Annotated in this window: 16 protein-coding genes; 12 read left to right on the plus strand and 4 right to left on the minus strand. The window is 64.5% G+C overall.

Annotated elements, in window-relative coordinates; genetic code table 11:
- Window positions 1-98: 98 nt before the first annotated feature.
- From FJW10_RS04680 to FJW10_RS04735, 12 genes are all read left to right on the plus strand, one after another.
- The gene (locus tag FJW10_RS04680; RefSeq protein ID WP_140832397.1) at window positions 99-473 is read left to right on the plus strand and encodes a VOC family protein; all 375 of its coding nucleotides are present in this window, start codon (window positions 99-101) and stop codon (window positions 471-473) included.
- A gap of 90 nt (window positions 474-563) precedes the next feature.
- Window positions 564-1463: a LysR family transcriptional regulator gene (locus FJW10_RS04685; protein WP_140898743.1), complete on the plus strand. Its 900-nt coding sequence runs from the start codon at window positions 564-566 to the stop codon at window positions 1461-1463.
- A 193-nt stretch (window positions 1464-1656) separates the two neighbouring features.
- Window positions 1657-2136: a formate dehydrogenase subunit gamma gene (locus FJW10_RS04690; RefSeq protein WP_140898745.1), complete on the plus strand. Its 480-nt coding sequence runs from the start codon at window positions 1657-1659 to the stop codon at window positions 2134-2136.
- A complete protein-coding gene (locus FJW10_RS04695) occupies window positions 2133-3689 on the plus strand; it encodes an NADH-quinone oxidoreductase subunit NuoF (RefSeq protein ID WP_140898747.1) in 1557 nt (518 codons plus the stop codon). The genes FJW10_RS04690 and FJW10_RS04695 overlap by 4 nt, the downstream gene beginning before the upstream one ends.
- Window positions 3690-3702: 13 nt before the next feature.
- Complete coding sequence (gene fdhF / locus FJW10_RS04700; RefSeq protein ID WP_140898749.1) at window positions 3703-6615, plus strand: formate dehydrogenase subunit alpha; 2913 nt, start codon at window positions 3703-3705, stop codon at window positions 6613-6615.
- A gap of 2 nt (window positions 6616-6617) precedes the next feature.
- Window positions 6618-7448 (plus strand): formate dehydrogenase accessory sulfurtransferase FdhD, encoded by an 831-nt coding sequence (fdhD, locus tag FJW10_RS04705; protein ID WP_140832387.1) that lies wholly within the window; start codon window positions 6618-6620, stop codon window positions 7446-7448.
- Window positions 7438-7749 (plus strand): formate dehydrogenase subunit delta, encoded by a 312-nt coding sequence (locus FJW10_RS04710; protein ID WP_140898751.1) that lies wholly within the window; start codon window positions 7438-7440, stop codon window positions 7747-7749. The genes fdhD and FJW10_RS04710 overlap by 11 nt, the downstream gene beginning before the upstream one ends.
- A 112-nt stretch (window positions 7750-7861) precedes the next feature.
- Window positions 7862-9415 (plus strand): alpha/beta fold hydrolase, encoded by a 1554-nt coding sequence (locus FJW10_RS04715; RefSeq protein WP_140898753.1) that lies wholly within the window; start codon window positions 7862-7864, stop codon window positions 9413-9415.
- A 108-nt stretch (window positions 9416-9523) separates the two neighbouring features.
- On the plus strand, window positions 9524-9994 hold the full coding sequence (locus tag FJW10_RS04720; protein ID WP_140898755.1) for a carboxymuconolactone decarboxylase family protein: 471 nt from the start codon (window positions 9524-9526) through the stop codon (window positions 9992-9994).
- Window positions 9995-10081: 87 nt separating this feature from the next.
- On the plus strand, window positions 10082-10444 hold the full coding sequence (locus FJW10_RS04725) for a nuclear transport factor 2 family protein (protein ID WP_140832379.1): 363 nt from the start codon (window positions 10082-10084) through the stop codon (window positions 10442-10444).
- Window positions 10445-10485: 41 nt separating this feature from the next.
- Entirely contained in the window at window positions 10486-10800 is a 315-nt protein-coding gene (locus tag FJW10_RS04730; protein WP_140750828.1) for a hypothetical protein, read from the plus strand.
- Between the two features lie 301 nt (window positions 10801-11101).
- Window positions 11102-12508 carry an FAD-binding oxidoreductase gene (locus FJW10_RS04735; protein WP_140898757.1) on the plus strand — a complete coding sequence of 469 codons (1407 nt, stop codon included), beginning with the start codon at window positions 11102-11104 and terminating at the stop codon, window positions 12506-12508.
- Window positions 12509-12604: 96 nt separating this feature from the next.
- Here FJW10_RS04735 and FJW10_RS04740 read toward each other — a convergent pair whose 3' ends face one another.
- From FJW10_RS04740 to FJW10_RS04755, 4 genes are all read right to left on the minus strand, one after another.
- Window positions 12605-13090: an ester cyclase gene (locus tag FJW10_RS04740; RefSeq protein WP_140898759.1), complete on the minus strand. Its 486-nt coding sequence runs from the start codon at window positions 13088-13090 to the stop codon at window positions 12605-12607.
- A 95-nt stretch (window positions 13091-13185) separates the two neighbouring features.
- Window positions 13186-14613 (minus strand): gamma-aminobutyraldehyde dehydrogenase, encoded by a 1428-nt coding sequence (locus FJW10_RS04745; RefSeq protein ID WP_140898761.1) that lies wholly within the window; start codon window positions 14611-14613, stop codon window positions 13186-13188.
- Between the two features lie 96 nt (window positions 14614-14709).
- The gene (locus FJW10_RS04750; protein WP_140647066.1) at window positions 14710-15525 is read right to left on the minus strand and encodes an ABC transporter permease; all 816 of its coding nucleotides are present in this window, start codon (window positions 15523-15525) and stop codon (window positions 14710-14712) included.
- Window positions 15515-16420 carry an ABC transporter permease gene (locus FJW10_RS04755; RefSeq protein WP_181177412.1) on the minus strand — a complete coding sequence of 302 codons (906 nt, stop codon included), beginning with the start codon at window positions 16418-16420 and terminating at the stop codon, window positions 15515-15517. The genes FJW10_RS04750 and FJW10_RS04755 overlap by 11 nt, the downstream gene beginning before the upstream one ends.
- Window positions 16421-16709: the final 289 nt, after the last annotated feature.

The raw sequence follows: 16709 nt of genomic DNA on the forward strand, positions 1-16709 counted from the left end.
TTTGCCAACCGGGGTCGAGGTCCGGGCCTCGGCCATGGTCAAACGTCCTATCCGCGCTATCTCAATTGCCATCACGATAATCTGTGAAGGAGACCGTCATGCTCCAAAACAGCAATGCGGCAGCCAATCTCGCAGTGAAGGACCTGGAAAGGGCCAAGGCTTTCTATGAAGGAACGCTAGGCCTCAGCCAAGTGGACGACATGGGCGGCGAACTGATCGTCTACAAAAGCGGCGACACGCTCATCAACGTCTATCATTCGCAGTTCGCCGGCACCAACAAGGCGACAGCGGTGACATGGACGGTCGGCGACCAGATCGAGCCGATCGTCAAGTCGCTGAAATCGAAAGGCGTCAGCTTCGAGCACTATGAGATGCCGGGCCTGACGCTTGAAGGCGACATCCATGTCGGCGACGGCATGAAGGTCGCGTGGTTCAAGGACCCCGACGGCAATATCCTCAACCTGGTTGGATAAAAGCGCCGGGATTGTCGGTCGGCGTCAAGATTGTGCCCGATCGCAACAGCCTATCTGGCGCGGGCTTTCGGCGCTCGATAGTTTGCGTCGATGATCGACAAACTGGAATTCTTCATCGCTTTGGCCAAGGAGGAGCATTTCGGCCGGGCCGCGGAGGTGTGCGGCGTCACGCAGCCGACGCTGTCGGCCGGCATCAAGCAGCTCGAGGGGCAACTCGGCGTCATGCTGGTGCTGCGCGGCTCTCGCTTCCAGGGCCTGACGCCGGAGGGCAAGCAGGTGCTGGGCTGGGCGCGCCGCATCGTCGGCGACACAAGGACGATGCGCGAGGAGATGCGGGCGGCGCGCCACGGTCTGTCCGGGCGCATCCGGATCGCGGCGATCCCGACGGCGCTGGCCATGGTGGCGCGGCTGACGACGCCATTCCGCGAAAAGCATCCGGGCGTCACCTTTTCGGTGCTGTCGCGCACATCGATCGAAGTGCTGTCGCTGCTCGGCAATTTCGATGTCGATGCCGGCATCACCTATCTCGACAACGAGCCGCTGGGGCGCGTCACCAGCGTGCCGCTCTATGACGAGCGCTACCAGCTGATCACGGCGGTCGGGAACCCCTATTCCGACCGCGACAAAGTGTCGTGGGCCGAGATCAGCCAGCTGCCGCTCTGCCTTTTGACGCCGGACATGCAGAACCGGCGCATCATCGACCAGCACCTGGCGGAAGCCGGCGTACAGGTGCGGCCGACGCTGGAATCGAATTCGATGATCGTGCTCTTCTCGCATATCCGTACAGGCAAATGGTCATCGATCATGCCGCTCAACCTTGCGGAAACGTTCGGCTTTTCCGAGCCCATCCGGGCGATCCCCATCGTCGAGCCGGATGCCAGCCACACGGTCGGGCTGGTGGCGGCGCCGCGCGAGCCGCACACGCCGCTGGTGCAGGCGCTGCTGGACGAGGCGATGGCGCTGGCGGACGATTTCCGCCGCCACCGCTAGGCTAGACAATGCGAGCCGCCCGATTTCGATAGAAAATTTCTATCAAGCGACGGAAGCGCTTTATTGATTTCGGAGGTTTCCTCTGATTTCGTAAGGACTTAGCGATATTGCGCCCTATGCATGTCGTTACCCCGAAACCGCTCTATATCCTGGGGTGACATACATTGGCCGCCACGACCAGGGAGGGCGCTGCGTGACCATGCAGGCCGCAAGTACCGAGATCGCGTCGCGCACGGCGGCGATCATTGACGAGATGAAGGGCCTCGAAGGCCCGTTGCTGCCGATCCTGCACAGCATACAGGAAGAGTTCGGGCATGTTCCGAAGGATGCGCTGCCGGTGATCGCCGACGGGCTGAACCTCTCGCGGGCCGAGGTGCACGGCGTGGTCAGCTTCTATCACGATTTCCGCGCCAAACCGGCCGGACGGCATGTGCTGAAGCTCTGCCAGGCCGAAGCCTGCCAGTCGATGGGCTCGGACGCCGTCGCGGCCAAGGTCAAGCACTTGCTCGGCATCGATTTCCACGAGACCACGCTCGACGGATCGGTTACACTGGAGCCGGTCTACTGTCTCGGGCTTTGCGCCTGCTCCCCGTCGGCGATGCTCGACGGCGAAGTCATCAGCCGGCTCGATGACGAGAAGATCGAAGAGATCGTCGCGGAGGTACGTTCATGATCCCGCGCATCTATGTCCCGGCTGACTCCGGCGCGCTGGCGCTCGGCGCCGAAAAGGTCGCCAAAGCGATCGAGAAGGAACTCAAGGAGCGCGGCGTCGAGGCAAAGATCGTGCGCAACGGCTCGCGCGGCGCCTATTTCCTGGAGCCGATGGTCGAGGTGGCCACAGCCGAGGGCCGCGTCGCCTACGGGCCGGTCAAGCCGTCCGACGTCAAGGGCCTGTTCGACAGCGGCTTCCTCAAGGGCGGCCACCACAAGCGCTGGCTGGGCTCGCCCGACAAGATCCCCTTCTTCGCCAAGCAGACGCGGCTGACCTTCGCACGCTGCGGCATCAACGACCCGCTGTCGCTCGACGCCTACAAGTCGCTGGGCGGCTTGCGCGGGCTGCAGAACGCGGTCGCCATGGCGCCGGCCGACGTCGTCAAGCAGGTTACCGAGTCCGGCCTGCGCGGCCGCGGCGGCGCGGGTTTCCCGACCGGCATCAAGTGGAAGACGGTGCTGGATACGGCGGGCGCGCAGAAATACATCGTCTGCAATGCCGACGAAGGCGACAGCGCCACTTTCGCCGACCGCATGATCATGGAAGGCGATCCCTTCGTGCTGATCGAAGGCATGGCGATCGCCGGCATCGCGACCGGCGCGACCAAGGGCTTCGTCTATATCCGCTCGGAATATCCGCATGCGGTGGCGACGATGAACAAGGCCGTGGCGATCGCCCGCAAGGCGGGCGTGCTGGGCGTCAATGTGCTGGGTTCGCCCAATGCCTTCGACATGGAGATCCGCGTCGGCGCCGGCGCCTATGTCTGCGGCGAGGAAACCTCGCTCTTGAACAGCCTCGAAGGCAAGCGCGGCGTGGTGCGCGCCAAGCCGCCGCTGCCGGCGATCCAGGGCCTGTTCGGCAAGCCGACCGTGATCAACAATGTGATCAGCCTGGCCTCTGTGCCTGTAATCATGGACAGGGGCGCCGCCTACTACAAGGATTTCGGCATGGGCCGCTCGCGCGGCACGATCCCGATCCAGATCGCCGGCAACGTCAAGAATGGCGGCCTGTTCGAGACGGCGTTCGGCCTGACGCTGGGCGAGATCGTCGACGACATCGGCGGCGGCACGGCTTCGGGGCGCCCGGTCAAGGCGGTGCAGGTCGGCGGCCCGCTCGGCGCCTATTTCCCGCGCGCTTTGTTCGACACACCCTTCGACTACGAGGAATTCGCCAAGCGCGACGGGCTGATCGGCCATGCCGGCATCACCGTGTTCGACGACAGCGCCGACATGCTGAAGCAGGCGCGCTTCGCCATGGAATTCTGCGCCATCGAAAGCTGCGGCAAGTGCACGCCCTGCCGCATCGGCTCGACGCGCGGCGTGGAGGTTCTCGACAAGGTCGCCGCCGGCATCGAGGCGGAGAAGAACCTCGCTCTGGTCACCGACCTCTGCAACACGATGAAGTTCGGATCGCTCTGCGCGCTGGGCGGCTTCACGCCCTACCCGGTGATGAGCTCGATCACGCATTTCCCCGAGGATTTCAAACCCGCGCCTGCGCGCGTGGCGGCTGAATAGGAGCTGGCAGAAGATGAACATCAAGGCCGACTTCCCGACACTCATCGAAGAGATCGACTACGGAACGCCGGAGTCGAAAGCGACGAAGCAGATCACGCTGACCGTCGACGGGCAAAGCATCACCGTGCCGGAAGGCACGTCGATCATGCGCGCGGCGATGGAGGGCGGGGTAGAGATCCCGAAGCTCTGCGCCACCGACATGCTGGACTCGTTCGGCTCCTGCCGCGTCTGCCTGGTCGAGATCGAAGGGCGCGGCGGCACGCCGGCCTCCTGCACAACGCCGGTAGGCGAAGGCATGGTGGTGCGCACGCAGTCGGACCGGCTCGACGCCATTCGCCGCGGCGTCATGGAACTCTATGTCTCCGACCATCCGACCGGCTGGAACGAGAAGGCCGGAACCGGCGCCAGCGAATTCGACGCGGTGGCGAAGTCTGTGGGGCTCTCCGAGAACCGTTACGGCGTCGAGGGCCGCAACCACGTCAAGGAAGAGAACGGCGTGGCGCCCGGCCATGGCTCGCTGGCGGTGGACTATATCGCGCGCGATGAATCCAATCCTTATTTCACCTATGATCCGGCGCAGTGCATCGTCTGCTCGCGCTGCGTGCGCGCCTGCGAGGAGGTGCAAGGCACCTTCGCGCTGACCATCGAGGGCCGCGGCTTCGAGTCGCGCATGGTCGCCGGCATGCATGAGGACTTCATCGCTTCCGAATGCGTCTCTTGCGGCGCCTGCGTGCAGGCCTGCCCGACGGACGCGCTGCGCGAGAAGACCGTGCTCGAAAAGGGCATGCCGGAGCGCTCGGCGGTCACCACCTGCGCCTATTGCGGCGTCGGCTGCTCGTTCAAGGCCGAGGTGAAGGATGACGAGGTCATCCGCATGATGCCCTACAAGGACGGCAAGGCCAATCACGGTCATTCCTGCGTCAAGGGCCGGTTCGCCTATGGCTACGCCACGCACAAGGATCGCATCCTATCGCCGATGATCCGCGAGAATATCTCCGATCCATGGCGCGAAGTGACGTGGGAGGAGGCTATCGCCCATACGGCGAAAGAATTCCGCCGCATCCAATACCAGTACGGACGCACGGCGATCGGCGGCATCACCTCCTCGCGCTGCACCAACGAGGAGACCTATCTCGTCCAGAAGCTGGTGCGGCAAGGCTTCCGCAACAACAATGTCGACACCTGCGCCCGCGTCTGCCATTCGCCGACCGGCTACGGGCTCGGCCAGACCTACGGCACCTCGGCCGGCACGCAGGATTTCGATTCGGTCGAATTCACCGACGTCGCCGTCATCATCGGCGCCAATCCGGCTTCCGCCCATCCCGTCTTCGCCTCGCGGTTGAAGAAGCGGCTGCGCCAGGGCGCCAAGCTGATCGTGCTCGATCCGCGCCGCACCGAAATGGTCAAGTCGGCGCATATCGAGGCCGACTACCACCTGCCCTTGAAGCCCGGCACCAACGTGGCGGTGCTGACGGCGCTGGCGCATGTCATCGTCACCGAAGGCCTGTTCGACGAGGCCTTCATCCGCGAACGCTGCGACTGGGCCGAGTTCCAGGACTGGGCCTCCTTCGTCGCCCTGCCGGAAAACAGCCCCGAAACCGTCGGCGCGCTCTCCGGCGTCGATCCCGACCTGATCCGCGGTGCCGCGCGCATGTATGCCAAGGGCGGCAATGGCGCGATCTATTACGGCCTCGGCGTGACGGAGCACAGCCAGGGCTCCACCACGGTGATCGCCATCGCGAACCTCGCCATGGCCACGGGCAATATCGGCCGGCAAGGCGTCGGCGTGAACCCGCTGCGCGGCCAGAACAACGTGCAGGGCTCCTGCGACATGGGCTCGTTCCCGCATGAGCTGCCGGGCTACCGCCATATCTCCGGCGAGGCGGTGCGCGACATCTATGAAAGCCTGTGGGGCGTGAAGCTGGACGACGAGCCGGGCCTGCGCATCCCCAACATGCTGGACGCCGCCGTCGACGGTTCGTTCAAGGGTATCTACATTCAGGGCGAGGACATCCTGCAGTCCGATCCCGACACCAAGCATGTCGCCGGCGGCCTCGCCGCGATGGAATGCGTGGTCGTGCACGACCTCTTCCTCAACGAGACCGCGAACTACGCACATGTCTTCCTGCCGGGCTCGACCTTCCTCGAGAAGGACGGCACTTTCACCAATGCCGAGCGCCGCATCAACATGGTGCGCAAAGTCATCGAGCCGAAGGCGCGCTATGCCGACTGGGAAGCGACGCAGGAGCTCGCCCGCGCCATCGGACTCGACTGGAACTACACGCATCCGTCGCAGATCATGGACGAGATCGCCAAGACGACGCCGAGCTTTGCCGGCGTCTCCTTCGATCTGCTCGACCGCGTCGGCTCGGTGCAGTGGCCCTGCAACGAGAAGGCGCCGCTCGGCACGCCGATCATGCATGTCGACGGCTTCGTACGCGGCAAGGGCAAGTTCATCCGCACCGAATATGTGGCGACCGACGAGCGCACAGGTCCACGCTATCCGCTGCTGCTCACCACCGGCCGTATCCTGTCGCAATACAATGTCGGCGCGCAGACCCGGCGGACCGAGAATTCGATGTGGCACGCCGAGGACCGGCTGGAGATCCATCCGCACGACGCCGAGGTCCGCGGCGTGCGCGAAGGCGACTGGGTGCGACTGGCGAGCCGTGCGGGCGAAACCACGCTGCGCGCGCTGATCACCGACCGCGTCTCGCCCGGCGTCGTCTACACGACCTTCCACCACCCGGACACGCAGGCCAACGTGATCACCACCGATTTCTCGGACTGGGCGACCAATTGTCCGGAATACAAGGTCACCGCCGTGCAGGTGGCGCCGTCCAACGGCCCGACCGACTGGCAGAAGGACTATAATCAGCAGGTTAAGCAGAGCCGGCGCATCGCCCCGCTGCAGGCGGCGGAGTAATCTTGGCCGCGCGCCGCAAAGCGACGACGCAAATCTCCCGGCTCGCGCATCGCGCCGGCGGCACCTCGGCCGCGAACCGCATGGTGCCGGAGGAGACGCCGGTGGCGTTCTCCTTTGCCGGCACCACGCATGCGGTGATGATGGCAAGCCCGGCCGATTTCGAGGATTTCGCGCTCGGCTTCTCGCTGACCGAAGGCATCATCGCCGACCAAAAGGAAATCGAGGCGATCGAGGTCGAGGATCTCGGTGCCGGCATCGATATCCAGATCCGGCTGAAGGACCAGGCCAACACGCGCTTCCAGGCGCGGCGGCGCAGGCTGGCCGGGCCGGTCGGCTGCGGCTTGTGCGGCATCGAATCCATCGAGGAGGCGATGCGCTCGGTCGACGCGGTCGGTTCGTCGAAGCTTACGCTCGACGCCGAGGACGTCGCCCGTTCGGTCCGCCTGCTGTCGAAGCAGCAGCCGCTGCACACGGAGACCGGCGCGGTGCATGCCGCAGGCTTCTATGTTCCCGGCAAGGGTATCGTGATGGCGCGCGAGGATGTCGGCCGTCACAACGCGCTGGACAAGCTCGCCGGTGCGCTGGCCAAGGCCGGCATCGACGGCACGAGCGGCGCCGTCGTGGTGACCTCGCGCGTGTCGGTGGAGATGGTGCAGAAGACGGCCGCCATCGGCGCTTCGATCATCATGGCGGTTTCGGCGCCGACCGCGCTTGCCATCCGCACGGCCGAGGCCGCCGGCATGACGCTGGTGGCGCTGGTTCGCGGCGACGATTTCGATATCTTCACCCACCCTGAACGGGTGGCTTCCGGAGTTGCCAAGCATGTCGCATGACGAAGACCACATCGCCAGCACCAAGGAAAAGCTGGTGCGCATGGCCAACCAGATCGCTACCTTCTTCCATTCGAAGCCGCGCGAGGAAGGCATTGCCGGCGTTGCCGAGCACATCAACAAGTTCTGGGAGCCTCGGATGCGGCGCCAATTCTTCGAGATGCTGGACGCCGGCACGGAGAATTTCGACGACCTTGTGATCGCCGCCTCGGCCAAGATCAAGCGGCCGATCAGCCCGGCGGAGGCCGACACGAAGCTTGGACTCAAGGCTTTCCCGGCCGACATCGCCGCTTCGCAGAAATAGTCGAAGCGACCGGCAGCCTTATATTTCTCTTCGCTAAAGTTTAAGCTGCCGCTACCTGGTCGACTCTGCTATGTTTGACGATCGGAAATCGTCAGGCCGGGCGGAAGAACTCGTGAGGCCGATCGAGACCAGATACGCGCGCAGCGGAGAGGTGCGGATCGCCTATCAGGTGGTCGGCCAGGGCGCGTTCGATTTGGTCTTCGTGCCGGGCTTCATCTCCAATCTCGACCTGCATTGGGAAGACGAAGGCTACAGCCGCCTGTTGAAACGGCTCTCCGCCTTCTCGCGGCTGATCCTGTTCGACAAGCGCGGCACCGGGCTTTCCGACCGTGTCGACAACCTCAATCTGCCCAGTCTCGAAACGCGCATGGACGATGTGCGCGCGGTGATGGATGCCGCCGGCAGCGGCCGGGCGGCGATCCTCGGCGCCTCGGAGGGCGCACCGATGGCGATGCTGTTCGCGGCCACCTATCCGGAGCGGACGCGCGCGCTCGTCCTCTATGGCGCCTATGCGCATTTCCACAAATGGGTGATGTCGCCGGAACGGCTGGAAGCTTTCATCGAGACGGCGGAGACATCGTGGGGCACCGGCGCCACCTTGCCCAATTTCGCGCCTGGCCGCGTGGACGACGCACATTTCGCCCAGTGGTGGGCCCGGTTCGAGCGGTTGTCGGCCAGTCCGACGGCCGCGGCGGCGCTTGCCCGCATGAACGCCGGCATCGACGTGCGCGGCATTCTGGCGATGATCAGCGCGCCGACGCTGCTCATCCACCGCCGCAACGATGCTCGTGTCGATCCCGACGCCAGCCGTTTTCTCGCAAAGAAGATCCCGCATGCCCGGCTGGTCGAGATAGCCGGGCGCGATCATCCGATCTGGACCGGCGATGTCGATCGCGTCGCCGACCTGATCGAGGAATGCCTGACCGGCGAGCCCGCGGTGGCCGACACCGAGCGCGTTCTGGCGGCGCTGCTGGTGACGCGCATCTACGACACGGCCAAGCTCGGCGACCGGATGTGGAGCGAGCGCAGCCAGCGCTTCCAGGAAACCTGGCGGCTTCTGGTCGGCCGGCATGGCGGCCGCACGGCCGGCACGCGTGGCGAATTGATGATGTCGCGCTTCGATGGGCCGGCGCGCGCCGTACGCTGCGCCGCGGCGCTGCGCGAGGCGGCACAGCAGATAGGCGTGGCCAGCGCGCAAGGCGTGCATGTCGGCGAGATCGAAATGCGCGGCCAGCCGGTCGGGTTGACGGCGCGGGTGACGATGCAGCTAGCCGCGCATGCCGGGCGCGGCGACATCCTCGCCTCGCGGCTGGTCGCCGATCTCGCAATAGGTTCCGGCCTGCATTTCGTCGATGCCGGCCGCGTCAGCCTCGATGAGGTGGATGAGCCCATGCCGGCAGTTCTGGCGACGTCGGAGCAGCACCTGGAGCCGGCCTGCCGGCCCAAGGCAAGGCCCGCCGAGCCGGCCGCGCTGACGGCGCGCGAGAGCGAGGTGGTGAACCTGATCGCCGACGGCAAGAGCAACGCGGCGATCGCCGCCGAGCTCAGCCTCAGCGAGCATACCGTCAAGCGGCACGTCGCCAACATATTGCTCAAGCTCGACCTGCCGTCGCGGGCGGCGGCGGCGGCTTTTTCGGCGAGGCATGCTGGCCCGGACGGGCCATGAGAGCCATGGCGCTTTCGGGGGAAGCGGCGGAGGCGGCTTAAACGGTATCACTTCTCCTATGCAGGCCAGGCGATATCGCCGCGACGGCCCTGCGAAATGGAGGATGAAATGCTGAAACTCAATCGCAAGATCGGATTGCTGGCATTTGCCGCGGGTGCATTGCTGGCCATCATTCCAGCGCATGCCGAAGACGCTTCGGCCGCCGCCTACAAGGACATCCAGGCCACGCTCGGCTCGGTGCCCGACATGTTCAAGACCTTGCCCGATGTCGCGGTCGCCGGCGCCTGGGCCGAGATCAAGGGTGTGCAGCTCAACCCCAACACCGCGCTCGACGGCAAGACCAAGGAGCTGATGGGGCTTGCGGTCGCTGCGCAGATTCCCTGCCAGTACTGCATCTATTTCCACACCGAGGCCGCCAGGCTCAACGGCGCGAGCGAGGAGGAGATCAAGGAGGCGGTGGCCATGGCGGCGATCGTGCGGCACTGGTCGACGATGCTCAACGGCAGCCAGGTCGACCTGGCGACCTTCAAGAAACAGACGGACGACGTGTTCGCGGCCGTCAAGGCCAAGTCGCAGTGACGAAATCCCTGCCCGGCGACGATCGCCGGGCAGCGCTTCCCTCGTCAACAAACAGCCCGATCGAGAGACGGGCACATGGAGAATGACATGCTGACCAAGACACAGACAGTGGACGGCGCGGCGATCAAGAAGGCGATCGAGGGCCGTGACGGCAAGCTCTTGTCGAGCTTCTACAATGACGACGCGCTGGTGCGGGTGATCGACCGCAACAATCCGCCGAGCAAGCCGCGCGAGATCCGCGGCCGGGCGGCGATCAGCACCTTCTGGGACGACATCTGCAGCCGAGCAATGACCCACAAGGTCGACACCACGATCGCCGAGGGCGACAGCCTCGCCTTCACCCAGGCTTGCTCCTATCCAGACGGCACGAGAGTGTTCTGCGCGACGATGCTGGAGCTGAAGAACGGCCGCATCGCGCGGCAGACCGTCGTGCAGGCCTGGGACGAATAGTTAGCAGCGCGCTCAACCGCAAATCAGGGAGGAGAACCAAAATGTTCAGTGCCAGATGGCAGATCGACGCCAAGTTCGGTCACAAGCAGACCGCGCTCGAGCTGATGCGCAAATGGGAGCGCGAGATCGGCTCGCAGGTCGGCCTCGCCGACCTGAAGTTCCAGCTCATGACCGGTTCCGTGGGCGCGCGCGAAGCGACGATCGAGGCGCACCACCAAGTCGAAAGCCTGGCTCAGTTGGAGGAATTCTTCGCCAAGATCGCCAAGATCGACGCGCATGCCAAATGGGGCAAGGAGTTGGAGCCCTATGTGGTGTCGGGCACCAGCAAATGGACGATCTTCCGGATCGTGGAGTAGCTGCACCGAAGAGCCGGGGCTGAGAGGCGGCCGGGCTGCGACGCGGGCGGCCGCTCGTCATCATCAGATTGACAAGGCCAGGAACCGAGCATCTGGGCACGGCTAGTCCCGGCTGCCTTGTTCATGGCTCTCCTGAGCCATGCCCCGCTGGTCCTTTCGGGCGAAGCGGCGCGCACCGGATTGGTGCAATGTGCACTTCTTGCACCATCCAACGCACCCGCCCGTCGAGACGGCATAACGAAGCAACAAATGCGTCGCGCCGACGCCGCATGGCTGTGGGCGCAATCAAGGGAGCAAATCGATGACCGACGAAACCCATGCAAAACTGTGTGAAAGCCTGCGCGGGGAGGTGATCCTGCGTGACGATGCCGGCTATGACGAGGCCCGCAAGGTCTATAACGGCATGATCGAAAAGCGCCCGCTGCTGATTGCACGCTGCGCCGATGTCGCCGACGTGATCACCGCCGTGAAGTACGCGCGCGACAATGACCTGCCGATCGCCATACGCGGCGGAGGACACAACGGTGCCGGATTGGGGATTTGCGACAATGGCCTCGTCATCGACCTGTCGATGATGAAAGGGGTCCATGTCGACGCGAAGACTCGAACTGTAAGGGTCGCGCCCGGTTGCACTTCGGGTGACGTGGACCACGCCACCCATCCGTTCGCGCTCGCCGTTCCGTTTGGCATCGTCTCGACCACGGGCGTTGCCGGCCTTACCCTTGGTGGAGGGACGGGCTATCTCACGCGCAAATATGGCCTCACGATCGATAATCTGATCGAGGCCGATCTGGTGCTGGCCGATGGCAGCCTGGTAACGGCCAGCAAAGCTGAGAATCCCGACCTGTTCTGGGCGCTGCGGGGCGGCGGCGGCAATTTCGGCGTGGTAACCAGCTTCCTGTTCCAGGCCCATCCGGTGAACATGATCTTCGGTGGCCCGGTATTCTGGGAGGCCAAGGATGCGTTGGCCGTCATGCGGACCTATCGCGACTACCTGCCGGAGGCGCCGGAAGATCTTGGCGCCTTTGTCGGCCTGAAGTCCGTTCCCTCGACCGATCCCTTCCCGCGCGAATATTGGGGCAAGCGCGCCTGCGCCATCATCTCCTGCTACAACGGCACCGAGGAGGACGGGCGCAAGGCCATGGCGCCGCTGCTGGACACCTTGCCGCCGCCGATCTTCAACTGGATGGGTGTAATGCCGTATCCGGCGTTGCAGGCGCTGTTCGACCCGCTGCTTCCGAAGGGCCTGCAATGGTATTGGAAGGGCGATTTCGTCAAGTCGCTTCCCGACGAAGCCATCGCGACCCATATCGCGCAGGCCGCCCAGGCGCCGAGCGAATTGTCGCTCATGCATCTCTACCCGATCGACGGCGCCGTTCGCCGCGTCGGCAAGAACGAAACCGCATGGAACGCGCGCGACGCAACCTGGTCGATGGTCATCGCCGCCATCGATCCCGATCCAGGCAAGGCCGCCGACCTCACCAGGTGGGCCAAGACCTACTGGACGAGCATCCACCCCCATAACGGCGAAGGCGGTTACGTGAATTTCATGATGGACGACGAAGGAGAAGCGCGCGTGCAGGCGAGCTATGGCGCAAATTACGAGCGGCTGAGCCAGGTGAAGCGCACCTATGACCCCTTCAACGTCTTCCGGGTCAACCAGAACATCAAGCCCGCGACATCGGAGATCGGCAGGACGGCTGCTTAGTTTTACGCTGCCTCTGCCGACAAAGGGACCGTCGCCGAGGTCGGATCGCCTCCGAAGCCAGCTTCTCCACGCGGGAGAAGCTGGCGCGGCGTCACCCTACATCAGGCCAAGCTGTTTGTAGAAGCCGAGTGCGTCGTAATAGTCGCTCTGGGTCGCGATCTTTCCGTCCTTGATGGAAAACATCGAGGCGCCGGTGAAGGAGAATTTCTTGCCGGTCGCCGCGGTGCCGTCGCCCCAGGCGCCGGTGTTGGTGCCGGAGAACTCCCATTCGAAGGAGACACGGGCGCCATCGACGAGCGGCTTGCCCTTCATCGTCCAGACCGCATCGGGAACAGCCTTCAGGAAATTGTCGATGACGCCGGTCTTGGCGGCCTCCTTGCCCGTGACGGGCTTGCCGACGGACGCGTCGTAATAGGTGACGTCATCGGCGAAGTAGCCGGCGGCCTTGGCCGAGTCATGCGCATTCCAGGCCGCGACATAGGCCTCGACCACCGATTGCGCGGTATCGGCGGCGAAGGATGGAGCCACGGCAAAAAACGTGGCGGCGATGGCTGCTGATGCAAGAAACTGGCGGCGTTGCATTGTCTTCCTCCCTCTCGGTTGAATGCCTGTCTCCGTCTCCTTCTTCCTGTGTAGGAGGAGGTCGGACCTCTCCCACAAGGGGAAGGTAAAAGAGCCTAGCCGTGGGCCACCATCACGTGGCGGACGGCCGTGTAGTCCTCCAGCGCGTAGAGCGACATGTCCTTGCCGTAGCCGGACTGCTTCAACCCGCCGTGCGGCATCTCGTTGGTCAGCATGAAATGCGTGTTGATCCAGGTGCAGCCATATTGCAGGCGGGCGGCGGTCGCCATGGCGCGTGAGACGTCCTTCGTCCACACCGACGAGGCGAGGCCATAGTCGCTGTCGTTCGCCCAGTTCACCGCCTCGTCGACATCCGCGAAGCGAGTGACCGAGACGACCGGGCCGAACACTTCGCGGCGCACGATCTCGTCTTCCTGCAGCGCGCCGGCGACAACCGTCGGCTGGTAATAGAAGCCGGAGCCTTCGCCCGGCTTGCCGCCGGTGGTGATCTCGATGTGCTTCAGTTCCGAAGCGCGCTCGACGAAGCTCGACACGCGGTCGCGCTGGCGGCGCGAGATCAGCGGCCCGATCTCGTTCTCGGTGTCGTCCGGCAGGTTGTATTTGATGGTCGAGACGGCGGAAGAGAGGTCGGCGACGAGCTTGTCGTAGATCTTCTTGCCGGCATAGATGCGGCAGGCGGCGGTACAGTCCTGGCCGGCATTGTAATAGCCGAAGGCGCGCAGGCCGTTGACCACCGCGCCGAGATCGGCGTCGTCAAAGACGATGACCGGCGCCTTGCCGCCGAGCTCCAGATGCGTGCGCTTGACCGACTTGGCGGCTGCCTGCAGCACCTTCTTGCCGGTGGCGACGTCACCGGTGATCGAGATCATGTTCACCTTGGGGTGGTTGATCAGCGTGTTGCCGACGCTGTCGCCGCGGCCGAGCACGACATTGACGACGCCCTCGGGCAGCACCTCGGCGAGGATCCTGGCCAGCTTCAGCGCGGTCAGCGGCGTCTGTTCCGACGGCTTGAAGACGACCGTGTTGCCACCGCCGATCGCGGGCGCCAGCTTCCAGGCCATCATCATCAGCGGATAGTTCCAGGGCGCGATGGAAGCGACGATGCCGACGGGGTCACGCCGCACCATCGAGGTGTGGCCCGGAATATATTCGCCGGCAACCTGGCCGGGCATCGAACGCACCGCGCCGGCAAAGAAGCGGTAGCAGTCGACGATCGCCGGAATCTCGTCATTGAGCACGGCGTTGATCGGCTTGCCGCAATTCAGCGCTTCGAGCGCCGCGAAGTCCTTCGCCTCGGCTTCGATGCGGTCGGCGATCTTGAGCAGATAGCCCGAGCGCTGCGCCGGCGTGGTGCGCGACCAACTGACGAACGCTCGTTCGGCCGCAGCGACGGCAGCCTCGATCTGCGCCGGACTCGCTTCGGGCAAGTTGAGGATCGTCGCGCCGGTCTTCGGATTGAGGATCGGCTCCTCCGTCTCGGTGCCCTTCTCGAATTTCGAGCCGATCAGCATCTGGGTGTCCATGGGGTCTTTCCTTATTCAGGAGCGAGTAGCGAATAGCGAGTAGGGCTTGGCTATCGATTTCCCTGTTCGCTATTGGCTATTCCCTATTCGCTATTTTCATTTGCCGCTGCCGGCGATCTGGTCGCCGTCGCGGGTCAGGTAATAGGCAAAGAGTATCGGCAGCAGCGTCACCAGCACGACGACCATGGCCACGACATTGGTGACCGGGCGCTGGCGCGGGCGGATCAGTTCCTCCAGCATCCAGATCGGCACGGTCTGCTGCTGGCCGGCGGTGAAGGTGGTGACGATGACCTCGTCGAAGGAGAGCGCGAAGGCGAGCATACCGCCGGCGAGCAATGCGGTTGCGATGTTGGGCAGAACGACATGCCGGAACGTCTGAAAACCGTCGGCGCCGAGGTCCATCGACGCCTCGATCATCGAGCCCGAGGTGCGGCGGAAACGGGCGACGGCGTTGTTGTAGACGACAACCACGCAGAAGGTGGCGTGGCCGAGAACGATCGTCCAGAATGAGAACGGGATGTCGGCCAGCGCAAAGGCCGAGCGCAGCGCAATGCCGGTGATGATGCCGGGCAGCGCGATCGGCAGGATGACCAGCAGCGAGATGGCCTCGCGGCCGAAGAAGCGCGTCCGCGAGACAGCGGCGGCGCAGAGCGTGCCGAGCACCAGCGCGATCGCCGTCGAGATGGCGGCGACGCGGACAGAGAGCGACAGCGCGTCCCATACGTCCGGCCGGTTCCAGGTGACGGCGAACCATTGCGTGGTGAGCCCCGGCGGCGGCCAGACGAAGCTCTTCTCTTCCGTCGTGAAGGCATAGACGAAGATCAGGAGGATCGGCAGATGCAGGAAGAGCAGGCCGCAGGCGGCGGCGATCTTCAGGCCGAGCGGAGCGGATTGGCCACGGTCAGAGCGCATCGAAAGCCCCCATGCGCTTGGCACCCCAGAGATAGAAGCCCATGATGACGATGGGCACCACGGTGAAGGCGGCGGCCAACGGAATGTTGCCGGCGGTGCCCTGCTGCGAATAGACGGCCTGGCCGATGAACAGCCGCGAGGTGCCGATGATCTGCGGGATGATGTAATCGCCCAATGTCAGCGAGAAGGTGAAGATCGAGCCGGCGACGATGCCGGGCAGCGCCAGCGGGAACAGCACGTTGCGGAAGGTCTGCCCCGGCGAGGCGCCGAGGTCGGACGAGGCCTCGACGAGATTGCCGGGCACGCGCTCGAGCGCGGCTTGTACCGGCAGGATCATGAAGGGCAGCCAGACATAGACGAAGACGATGAAGGTGCCGGTGAAGGAGACCGACAGCGAGTTGCCGCCGACGATCGGCAGCGACAGCCAGGCATCGAGCAGCCAGAGCAGGTTCAGCTTGGCGAGCAGCCAAGTGAGGATGCCTTCCTTGGCCAGGATCAGCTTCCAGGCGTAGATCTTGACCAGATAGCTCGACCACAGCGGCAGCATGACGCCGAGATAGAACAGCGCCTTCCAGCGGCCGCGCGCATAGCGCGCCGCGTAATAGGCGATGGGGAAGGCGACAACGGCCGAGGCGAGCGTGACGAGCGCCGCCATCGTCACCGTGCGCAGGATGATGTCGAGATTGGCGGCCTGGAACAGGTCGCCATAGGTCTTCAGCGTGAATTCGCGGTTGATGAGGCCGGAAAACTCGTCGATCGAGAAGAAGCTCTGCAAGAGCAGAGCGAACAGCGAGCCGATATAGACGATGCCCAGCCATAGCACGGGTGGCAGGAGCATCAGGAGAAGCAAGAGTTGGGGTCGGCGCCAGAAGAGATCCGACAGCGCACCGCGCATGCCGCCGCTGCCGGGCAGGATGGCGGGGGTGGGGTTGGATTGAACAGCGGCGACGGTCATGGCGACACCGCGTGTTGAAGGGCATTGTGGGGGAAGCCGAGATCCTTCGCTGTCCTGCCGGACATCTCCCCCACAAGGGGGGAGATCAGTCGTCGCCTGCGATTTCGCCAGTCACCAACGTCGGAAGGATGCGTGGGGCGCCGAAACAGCCAATCTCCCCCCTTGTGGGGGAGATGGCCGGCAGGCCAGAGGGGGGCGCCGTAGAGCGCCTCGTCTGCCTGACTGGCCA

The organism is Mesorhizobium sp. B4-1-1 (genome assembly GCF_006439375.1).
Taxonomy (GTDB): domain Bacteria; phylum Pseudomonadota; class Alphaproteobacteria; order Rhizobiales; family Rhizobiaceae; genus Mesorhizobium.

Bases quoted from the DNA above. Each gene is read 5' to 3' on its own strand.
- FJW10_RS04680 (WP_140832397.1), top strand. From the start codon at position 99: ATGCTCCAAAACAGCAATGCGGCAGCCAATCTCGCAGTGAAGGACCTG.
- FJW10_RS04685 (WP_140898743.1), top strand. From the start codon at position 564: ATGATCGACAAACTGGAATTCTTCATCGCTTTGGCCAAGGAGGAGCAT.
- FJW10_RS04695 (WP_140898747.1), top strand. From the start codon at position 2,133: ATGATCCCGCGCATCTATGTCCCGGCTGACTCCGGCGCGCTGGCGCTC.
- fdhF (WP_140898749.1), top strand. From the start codon at position 3,703: ATGAACATCAAGGCCGACTTCCCGACACTCATCGAAGAGATCGACTAC.
- FJW10_RS04710 (WP_140898751.1), top strand. From the start codon at position 7,438: ATGTCGCATGACGAAGACCACATCGCCAGCACCAAGGAAAAGCTGGTG.
- FJW10_RS04720 (WP_140898755.1), top strand. From the start codon at position 9,524: ATGCTGAAACTCAATCGCAAGATCGGATTGCTGGCATTTGCCGCGGGT.
- FJW10_RS04725 (WP_140832379.1), top strand. From the start codon at position 10,082: ATGCTGACCAAGACACAGACAGTGGACGGCGCGGCGATCAAGAAGGCG.
- FJW10_RS04730 (WP_140750828.1), top strand. From the start codon at position 10,486: ATGTTCAGTGCCAGATGGCAGATCGACGCCAAGTTCGGTCACAAGCAG.
- FJW10_RS04735 (WP_140898757.1), top strand. From the start codon at position 11,102: ATGACCGACGAAACCCATGCAAAACTGTGTGAAAGCCTGCGCGGGGAG.
- FJW10_RS04740 (WP_140898759.1), bottom strand. From the start codon at position 13,090: ATGCAACGCCGCCAGTTTCTTGCATCAGCAGCCATCGCCGCCACGTTT.
- FJW10_RS04745 (WP_140898761.1), bottom strand. From the start codon at position 14,613: ATGGACACCCAGATGCTGATCGGCTCGAAATTCGAGAAGGGCACCGAG.
- FJW10_RS04750 (WP_140647066.1), bottom strand. From the start codon at position 15,525: ATGCGCTCTGACCGTGGCCAATCCGCTCCGCTCGGCCTGAAGATCGCC.
- FJW10_RS04755 (WP_181177412.1), bottom strand. From the start codon at position 16,420: ATGCGCGGTGCGCTGTCGGATCTCTTCTGGCGCCGACCCCAACTCTTG.